At 44.3% G+C, this 7,909-nt stretch carries 9 protein-coding genes, 1 tRNA gene and 1 pseudogene; 5 read left to right on the forward strand and 6 right to left on the reverse strand.

Features of this window, described 5'->3' with window-relative positions; genetic code table 11:
• Nucleotides 1-1,464 (forward strand): ERCC4 domain-containing protein (locus F7C14_RS00005; RefSeq protein ID WP_290898197.1); only part of this gene is annotated, 1,464 nt, incomplete at its 5' end.
• A gap of 86 nt (nt 1,465-1,550) precedes the next feature.
• Here F7C14_RS00005 and F7C14_RS00010 read toward each other — a convergent pair.
• Nucleotides 1,551-1,745 carry a hypothetical protein gene (locus F7C14_RS00010; protein WP_290898200.1) on the reverse strand — a complete coding sequence of 65 codons (195 nt, stop codon included), beginning with the start codon at nt 1,743-1,745 and terminating at the stop codon, nt 1,551-1,553.
• Nucleotides 1,746-1,795: 50 nt separating this feature from the next.
• Between F7C14_RS00010 and F7C14_RS00015 the strand changes: the two genes are divergently transcribed.
• The 3 genes from F7C14_RS00015 to F7C14_RS00025 all read left to right on the forward strand — a co-directional run bounded on the left by F7C14_RS00015 (nt 1,796) and on the right by F7C14_RS00025 (nt 4,937).
• A complete protein-coding gene (locus F7C14_RS00015) occupies nt 1,796-2,389 on the forward strand; it encodes a LysE family transporter (protein WP_290898202.1) in 594 nt (197 codons plus the stop codon).
• 9 nt (nt 2,390-2,398) lie between these two features.
• Complete coding sequence (locus tag F7C14_RS00020; RefSeq protein WP_290898205.1) at nt 2,399-3,172, forward strand: sulfide-dependent adenosine diphosphate thiazole synthase; 774 nt, start codon at nt 2,399-2,401, stop codon at nt 3,170-3,172.
• 274 nt (nt 3,173-3,446) lie between these two features.
• Entirely contained in the window at nt 3,447-4,937 is a 1,491-nt protein-coding gene (locus F7C14_RS00025) for a radical SAM protein (protein WP_290898207.1), read from the forward strand.
• On the opposite strand, the gene F7C14_RS00030 is transcribed toward F7C14_RS00025, so the two are convergent.
• A complete protein-coding gene (locus F7C14_RS00030; protein ID WP_290898209.1) occupies nt 4,927-5,844 on the reverse strand; it encodes a radical SAM protein in 918 nt (305 codons plus the stop codon). The two genes, F7C14_RS00025 and F7C14_RS00030, sit on opposite strands and share 11 nt — an antisense overlap.
• 92 nt (nt 5,845-5,936) lie before the next feature.
• Here F7C14_RS00030 and F7C14_RS00035 point away from each other — a divergent pair.
• Nucleotides 5,937-6,011 (forward strand) — tRNA-Ile (locus F7C14_RS00035).
• A 125-nt stretch (nt 6,012-6,136) separates the two neighbouring features.
• On the opposite strand, the gene F7C14_RS00040 is transcribed toward F7C14_RS00035, so the two are convergent.
• The 4 genes and pseudogenes from F7C14_RS00040 to F7C14_RS11075 all read right to left on the reverse strand — a co-directional run bounded on the left by F7C14_RS00040 (nt 6,137) and on the right by F7C14_RS11075 (nt 7,247).
• Nucleotides 6,137-6,319, reverse strand: coding sequence for a hypothetical protein (locus tag F7C14_RS00040; RefSeq protein WP_290898211.1), 183 nt, complete (start codon nt 6,317-6,319; stop codon nt 6,137-6,139).
• Nucleotides 6,320-6,557: 238 nt separating this feature from the next.
• Nucleotides 6,558-6,780 (reverse strand): annotated as a pseudogene (locus tag F7C14_RS11070) (type II toxin-antitoxin system HicA family toxin).
• Complete coding sequence (locus F7C14_RS00050; protein WP_290898213.1) at nt 6,777-6,998, reverse strand: 2-oxoisovalerate dehydrogenase; 222 nt, start codon at nt 6,996-6,998, stop codon at nt 6,777-6,779. Before F7C14_RS00050 ends, F7C14_RS11070 begins: the two are co-directional and overlap by 4 nt.
• Nucleotides 6,999-7,079: 81 nt before the next feature.
• A complete protein-coding gene (locus tag F7C14_RS11075; protein WP_367114300.1) occupies nt 7,080-7,247 on the reverse strand; it encodes an integrase in 168 nt (55 codons plus the stop codon).
• Between the last annotated feature and the right edge of the window lie 662 nt (nt 7,248-7,909).

Here is a 7,909-nt window from a genome sequence, read left to right on the forward strand (position 1 = left end):
GAGAGTGGAGACCAAGTTTACTACGAAGCTTCTTCTATACTCGCCGAAGTGCTCAAAGTCTATCACGCTGTGGAGTTAATAGAAACTCAGGGAGTTGAGGCGGCGAAGAAGTACCTGAAGAGATTGTTAAAGGAGGGGAGAAGCAGAGGTAGCAAAGCCGCTAAGAACCTCCTTGAAGATCCGGTTTTTAGAGAAGGAGTTGTGAGAATAGCGAAGATAAAAGACGAGCATCCTAAAATCAATAAGCTCATGGAAATTCTTGAAGAGCAATTCTCCAAAAATCCCGATTCAAGAATAATAGTCTTCACGAATTTTAGAGATACTGCGGATAAACTTCTGAAGATAGTTTCCCAGAAGTTTCCGGCTTCAAAGTTCATAGGACAGGCTAAAAGAGATGAAGATTCGGGAATGAGCCAGAAAGAGCAGATAAGGGTTCTGGAGATGTTCAGGAGGGGAGATGTGAAGGTGCTCATCGCCACAAGCGTTGGAGAGGAGGGACTGGACATCCCGGAAACGGATTTGGTCGTTTTTTACGAAGCCGTTCCTTCCGAGATAAGAGCTATACAGAGAAAAGGTAGAACCGGAAGAGGAAGAGAGGGAAGGATTGTTGTTCTCATAACAAAAGGAACGAGGGATGAAGCCTACTACTACGCAAGTCTGAGGAAAGAGAAGATGATGTACGACATGGTTTACCGCATAAAGTACGAGATCGAGAGAGAGCTGGAAAAAGAGAGGGTCGAAAAGGCTGAGACGAAAACTCTCCTCGACTTCATAGCTTCTCCGACAATCTACGTCGACTCTCGGGAAATGAAGAGCGGTGTCGTGAAAAAGCTGATAGAGCTTGGAGCTAAGGTCAAAGTTGAAAAACTCGACGTTGGCGACTACGTTCTGAGCGACAGGGTTGCGGTGGAGAGAAAAACCGTCGACGATTTCCTTGAAAGTCTGATAAACAAGGAGAGAGATCTCTTCGGAAATCTTATCAATTTAAAAAAAGCTTATCCGAAAGCTCTGCTGATAATAGAGGGTAACGGACTCTACACGAGGAGGAACGTGAATCCCAATGCTGTGAGGGGGGCTTTATCAGCTATAGCCGTTGACATAGGGATTCCAATACTTTTTTCGTCGAACGAAACGGACACAGCTGAGCTCCTTTTAACAATAGCGAGGAGAGAACAGGAGTACAGAGAGAGACCAGTAGCGTTACATTCAGGAAAAAGCAAGAGAACCCTCAAAGACGAGATGGAGTACATTGTTTCGGCGATTTCAAACGTAGGTCCGGTTATAGCGAAGAACTTGCTGAAAGAGTTTCAGACGATAGAAAAAATAGCGACGGCAAGCGTTGAGGAGTTGATGAAGGTGAAAAACGTGGGAAGAAAGACAGCGGAAAGTATCAGAAGGCTAATGACGACAAAGTACGACGAAGCCGATAAAATCTTTCTTGAAGAAGATACAGAAAGAGAGTGAAAGCTTTATTTCAAACTGAATCACCGCGAGAATCGACGATCCTTTTGGTTAAAAATTGGGAAATTTGGCTATCTCTTGCCAGAAAATTATAAATTTTCGATGTACTTCACGAAATCCTTTTTTTCTTCCTCGTTCGGTTTCCTTGAAAAGAAAAGCTCTATGAACGCCCAGTAATAGCCGTAAAGTAAGCCGAGCTTAAAATCTTTTGATTTAACCGGCAAGTCATCCTCTTCGATTGTCTCTACAAGCCTGTCCAGTTTCCTTTTAAACAGACTGTCCATGAAGAATTGTTAAGAAAACGGTTTTAAAGCTTTAACCTCTCGGATGCATCATGGATCTCCCACTCTACTTAGCGATGGTCTTCACGATATCTCTGAGCGGCGTTCTTTCTCCTGGCCCGTTATTTGCCGCAACGCTATCGGAAGGTTTGAAAAATCCGTTTTCCGGTTTCAGAATTTCTGCCGGGCACGCAGTTGTTGAAGTACCTCTAATAATTTCCCTTTATTTTGCCGGCTTCTTTGTAACGGAGGATGCAAAATCCGCTATCGCTCTGATAGGTGGTGTTTTCCTTCTGTATCTCGCTTATGAGGAGATTAGGGGCAAAAGTGACGGCGAGAGAAAAATTCGGGGAACCATGACCGGGATAATTCTCACAATCCTCAACCCCTACTTCCTAATGTGGTGGTTGACAGTCGGATTCTCCCTTCTATCACTCTCCTACGAGTTCGGGTTGATCGGTTTGCTGCTTTTCATTCTCGTTCACGAATCGGCTGATTTCGGCTGGCTTGGATTCGTCTCTTTCACTTCGCATCGCCTGAGCAAATACGCCGGACTCAAAAGAAAGCTCGAAATTTTCTCCGCTTCAATTTTTGCAATTTTCGGGATTTACTTCATAACGAATAGTGTTTTATACTTCATCTCCTAAAATCCCAACATGCCCTTCAGCGAGAAAAACATAACGAGAGTAATCGTAAGAGAAGCTGCAAAGGAGTGGGAAGAGATAAGCGAAACCGATGTGATTGTAGTTGGCGCCGGACCTGCCGGACTAACTGCCGCTCATTACTTAGCAGACTTCGGTTTCGACGTTGTCGTTTTTGAAAGAAGACTGAGTTTTGGTGGAGGAATAGGCGGAGGAGGAATGCTCTTTCATAAAATCGTCGTTGAGAGAGAAGCAAAAGAGATTGCTGAAGAATTCGGAATAAAAACGAAAGAGGTCGAAGACGGACTTTATGTAATAGATGCAGCTGAAATGCTTGCAAAGCTTTCCGCTGGAGCTATAGACAGTGGAGCAAGAGTCATTCTCGGAGTCACCGTGGATGACGTTATTTACCGTCCAGAGCCTCTCAGGATTTCTGGCGTGCTCGTCCAGTGGAGTGCCGTGCAAATAGCCGGATTGCATGTTGATCCGCTGATGATAGAAAGCAAAGCTGTCGTCGACGCCACTGGGCATGATGCCGAAGTTGTGAGCGTTGCTTCGAGGAAGATTCCGGAGCTGGAGATCTACGTGGCTGGTGAAAAATCAGCCTACAGCGAGCTTTCAGAAAAGCTCGTTGTCGAAAAAACCGGAAAGGTAGTAGACGGTTTGTACGTGGCGGGAATGGCTGTTTCAGCCGTTTACGGTTTGCCAAGAATGGGACCGATTTTCGGAGGAATGCTCTTAAGCGGAAGAAAAGTGGCTGAGCAGATCATGTTCGATCTTAAAAAATGATCTGTCAGGTTTGCAAGAAAAGAGTCGTCACGAGAACATGCAGAAGATGCAGTAAAAGGATTTGCGAAAGGTGCCATTTCCACCACGGGCTGTGTGTATCATGCAGAATGGAGATTAGAAAGAGGTAATGGGTGCTTTAAGGCAAGTTTACGTGACCTAACGGGTTTTTAGTATTTCGAACTTCTCTCAAAATTCTTTTTCTGATGAAAAATTCGATCAGCTGAGAGATTTTCTCAAGAAACGTTTATCTTTCGCAACTTACAAAAATATAACTATGTCTAAGATCATTCTCACAGCTGAAAGGTCACTAATGAGCGACTACAACGGTGCTTTATTCCTTGGTTTCATGAGCACGGGCCCATCAAACCTAATCCCCCAGAGACTGTTTTTCAGACTCATAGCTCCTCCAGTTAAAGAAGAAAACGGCAGAGCAAAGCTTGCACCCTACGGAACAAGAAAAATCGAAGCAGCACTGCTTGAAAGTGGATTTTCGGAGGAGGAAGTGAAGGTCGTGAATCCAGACAAGATAGAGAGGCACATAAGCAAGGAGACGAAGATTGTAGGAGTGACGTCAAACGATCCCCTCGGACTTGGACCAGCGTCAACAACCTTTTCTGGAGAGACCGGCTTCGTGAATCATCCCTCCTACAACAGGGTGAAGTTCGAAGAACTAATGAGAAAGCTGAAAAAGTTCGACGTAAAGGTCGTTGTTGGCGGAGCCGGTGCTTGGCAACTTGAAGACGAGAGGATAAGGAGAAAATACGGCATCGATGTCGTTGTTATAGGAGAGGGAGAAAAAGTTGTTCCGGAGCTTTTCAGGAAAATTATCGAGGGAGAAGATGTGCCTGAAGTAGTTTACGGAGTTGCCGTGCCCGAAGATGAGATTCCGAAGATAAGAAGAGCGGCAATTGGAGGTATCGTGGAGATCGCAAGGGGATGCGGCAGAGGGTGTAAATTCTGCATTCCCACGATGAGGAGACTTAGATCGAGACCTCTCGAAGACATCCTTGAGGAGGCAAGAGTAACGGCAAGAGACAAGGATATCGTGACGTTGCATGCTGAAGACGTTCTCAGGTATAAGGCGAAGGGTTTCAACGTAAACAAAGAGGAGGTTGTAAAGCTCTTCACAGAGGTTCACAAGGTCGTTAGAAAAGTGGGAATAAGTCATTTTGCATTATCCTCCGTCGCTTCCTCTCCAGACCTTGTGGATGAGATTTCCGAGATCTTGGAGCTGCCCAATGACGAACAGAGGTGGCTCGCTGGACAAACGGGAATAGAGACGGGAAGTCCGAGGCTCATAGAGAAGTACATGCCCGGAAAGGCAAAGCCATTTTCAGCAAGCGAGTGGAGAGAGGTCGTCATTCAGGCTTTCCAGATTTGCAGCGACGCCCATTGGGTACCTTGCGCAACATTGATAATCGGATTTCCGGAAGAAAACGAAGAGGACATTCTGAAAACGATAGAGCTCGTTGAAGATTTAAGAGAGTACAAGAGTTTAATCGTTCCTCTCTTCTTCGTCCCGGCCAACGAGCTTGGAGAAGAAAGCAGATTCTCCGTGAAGAAAATGAGGAAATACCACTGGGAGCTAATCTTAACTTGCTGGAGACACAACATAAAGTGGTTGAAGCCGCTCGCTAAAGATTACTTCGAAGGGTTGCCATTTGCGAGTAAGATATTCATGAAAAAGTTCATCGACTGGGTTGTCGATAAAGTCAGCAAGAGCGTTGAAGAGTACATACTCCAGCAGATCGAGCTTACAAGGTGATCAGTCCAAGTCTGTACATGTCGTTGCTCGTCAGAACTTTTTCTCCACTCTTTTCCATCAGCTCCACGTTTTTAATTGCCAACTCTATTTCTTCGAGCATTTCATCCTTTTCATCTGGCAGAAAACCGGAAACACCGAAAAATATCGGGCCATCTTTGGAAAAGAGGTAATTCGAAACGTGATCGCAAGTTAGGTAAGTCTCGGAATTTATGTTTTCGATTAACAACCTCAACTCTTCGAGCTGCTGCTTTGCATTGAGCAACGTTACTTCTTTACCGACCATCTTCGAAATCGGGGCGTTTGGTAGAATTGTCAGATTTCTCACCCTAACGAAGGTCGGCTTCGCATCGTTTACAACCTTGGCGGTATTCTTCGCATGTTTTTCGCCCCTTTCAACACCTCCCAATCCGGTGATGACGTAGTAGGTTACCTCAAAATGCTTTCTCGCTTTTCTTCCAGCCCTGACAGCTTCCTCCGGCGTTATTCCCTTCCGAATGAGTTCGAGAATTTCTCTATCCCCGCTTTCAAGACCGACATGCACCCTCCTCAATCCAGCTTCCCTCAACTCCTCAAGCTTTTCTTCGGGCATTCTGCAGAGGGTTTTTATTCTTGTGTAGCTCGTGATCCTTTCGAGCTCGTACCTCTCGTTCAGGTACCTCACGATCTCGACGATATCTTTGTGTACCAGCGGATCCGAATCAGCAAGAAAAGCAGTTTTAGACGGAGGGAAAAACTTCGGCAAGTTGTCGATGTCCCTAAAAATTTCCTCCTTCTTTCGCATGCAAAACTTGACGTCTTTATACATTCCGCAGAAAGCACACCTATTCCAGTAGCATCCCCTAACAACTCTTATCAAATAGCTTTTCGCTTCGCTCGGTGGTCTGAAGGGTGGGAAGTCGAATTCCATCATAAGAGTTTCGATCGACGTTTAAAATAAAGTTTCCGTAACAACGATAAGCCTTATAAACAATTAGAGGAACTAAGAAGTTAGTGATTCACGGGCCCGTAGCTTAGCCAGGTCAGAGCGCCCGGCTCATAACCGGGCGGTCGAGGGTTCAAATCCCTCCGGGCCCATTCAAAATCCGATGTCAAGCCTGCTTCTGGCAAATCGATGCATTTTGGATCAACTTCTCAGCTTTGACAAGAACGTTTTTATCGATGTAGAGATGTAAAAATGCTTCGTCGAATTACTCCTACCTTCAATTCTTAAGCTGGTATTTTTCCAGCTCTGAAGTAGTAAATATCGTCGTAACCTTCAGTTTGACTAAATCTCCTCTGTCAGCTTCCTCGAAGATCTTCAATTTGGCAAGAATTCTGACTCGACCTTCTCTGGGAAGTTTACTCGGTTTCTTTAGAAATTTCTTTTCGAATTTCAACCTCATCTATACCGAGCTTCTCCTAAGCCCCGTCGAAAGAGAGCAGTTCAATCCTTCCTCGACCCTTTTTCCCAAGAAACAAGTAAATCGGTTTGAGAGGTGATAAAGTTAGTGGGAGTTGTAACTGTGGAAGTTTGCACCAAAACCTTAGCATGTTCTAAGATGCACGGCAAAAGAGTAAATAAGTGAAAAGAAAGGAAAGTTAATCGCCCAAGTTGGGGAGTTTATCCGAAAAGCTCTTCCATTAGCTCTCTCTCTTACTCATCCCCAAATGCTCTGCAACATCTCTAAGAATGGAATTGAGAGTTCCGGGTTTCAGCGGTTTGTGTCTCGGTATTGTTATGTGGTACTCCATTCATATGAGTTGTCAGCCTCATGTGACTTCCCGTTTGTCTGGTTATTTTATAACCATACTTTCTGAGGAGCTTTGCAAGTTCTTCTCCGCTCAAATCTCTTGGTAATTTCATAACGTCAGAACCTCTTGCTTCACGATGTGGAGTCTGATGATCCTTGGCCTTTCATCTTCATCGAAATGGCACTCTACAGCGTCTTTGATCATCTCTCTCAGCTCATCAAGGGTATCAGCTTCAGTGAAAATTGAGTAGCCTAAGGCTCTTGCAGTATAACCGTCATCGGTTTCTTCAACGAGGAAGATGATTTCATTGAGTTTTTCGCGTTTTTGCATAGTCATCTTTTTAATCTTCTCTTCTTAGCTTAAACTTTTTGTGGATGGTGTTTATTGAATGAACCAAATAACTCCTGTGAATTAGATCGGAAACTTATCCACGATTCGGGAGTATCGTTCAATCACCCTTTCCCTCTTCGCAGTGTAAATGACAGACCCAACGTCTTTGGATGCCTTTCCTTGAATGTAGTTCGCTAAAGCTGAATCCACGCCTTGGCGAATCATAAAGTTCATGTACCACTTTCTGATGGCTTAACGTTGACTCTTGAGCTAACTGGAGCTTCCCGTCTCCTCAGGCAACTCTGTCACTCCATGCTCCATATTTCAGTCTCTTTTTGAATGGTCTCAGAACTCTGCAGGCATCAATCCGACAAAAGCTCTCTTTTCATCTCCTAACGGCAACACTTTCGAGCTCTTCTTATCGAAATCTGAAAAAGATTCAACCACACGAACAAGTTTGAGGACTGAACGAACCACGAAGTTGTAGAGCATGACGGTATCTTCATTCCATTTCTCCTTTATTAGTCTTAGACCTCTAACGATTTTATGGTCCTTAAAATATTCCTCTCTTAGCCTTTACCTAATGGGCTTTGGGAACTGTGCTTCAAGGTGTTAACTGCCCAAAACTCGCCAACGCTCTCCAACCATAAAATCGTGAACAAGCTTAATTTCAGCAAAATCGCGCCAAGCTTTTCTAATTATTACTCTATCCCCCTTCGACAAGTACAATACCATCTCGAACTGTAAGCTTAAAACTCAAAGTAACGAAAAGAAGGAAGTAGTAGAAATTTAAAGCTGCATCACTGGAAAATGTGCAATTTTAAATTTTTACAGCTGGAGTTAACGCTCCCACGGTTTTTTCTCAAGCAACTTAAGCTTCTCTATCAATCCTTCTAACTTCATTATAAAAT

The organism is Ferroglobus sp. (genome assembly GCF_015521575.1).
Lineage (GTDB): Archaea > Halobacteriota > Archaeoglobi > Archaeoglobales > Archaeoglobaceae > Ferroglobus.

Excerpts from the sequence above, each read along its gene's own strand:
- F7C14_RS00040 (WP_290898211.1), bottom strand. The coding sequence starts at position 6,319 with ATGAGGTTGAAATTCGAAAAGAAATTTCTAAAGAAACCGAGTAAACTT.
- F7C14_RS00025 (WP_290898207.1), top strand. The coding sequence starts at position 3,447 with ATGTCTAAGATCATTCTCACAGCTGAAAGGTCACTAATGAGCGACTAC.
- F7C14_RS00015 (WP_290898202.1), top strand. The coding sequence starts at position 1,796 with ATGGATCTCCCACTCTACTTAGCGATGGTCTTCACGATATCTCTGAGC.
- F7C14_RS00030 (WP_290898209.1), bottom strand. The coding sequence starts at position 5,844 with ATGGAATTCGACTTCCCACCCTTCAGACCACCGAGCGAAGCGAAAAGC.
- F7C14_RS00050 (WP_290898213.1), bottom strand. The coding sequence starts at position 6,998 with ATGCAAAAACGCGAAAAACTCAATGAAATCATCTTCCTCGTTGAAGAA.
- F7C14_RS00010 (WP_290898200.1), bottom strand. The coding sequence starts at position 1,745 with ATGGACAGTCTGTTTAAAAGGAAACTGGACAGGCTTGTAGAGACAATC.
- F7C14_RS00020 (WP_290898205.1), top strand. The coding sequence starts at position 2,399 with ATGCCCTTCAGCGAGAAAAACATAACGAGAGTAATCGTAAGAGAAGCT.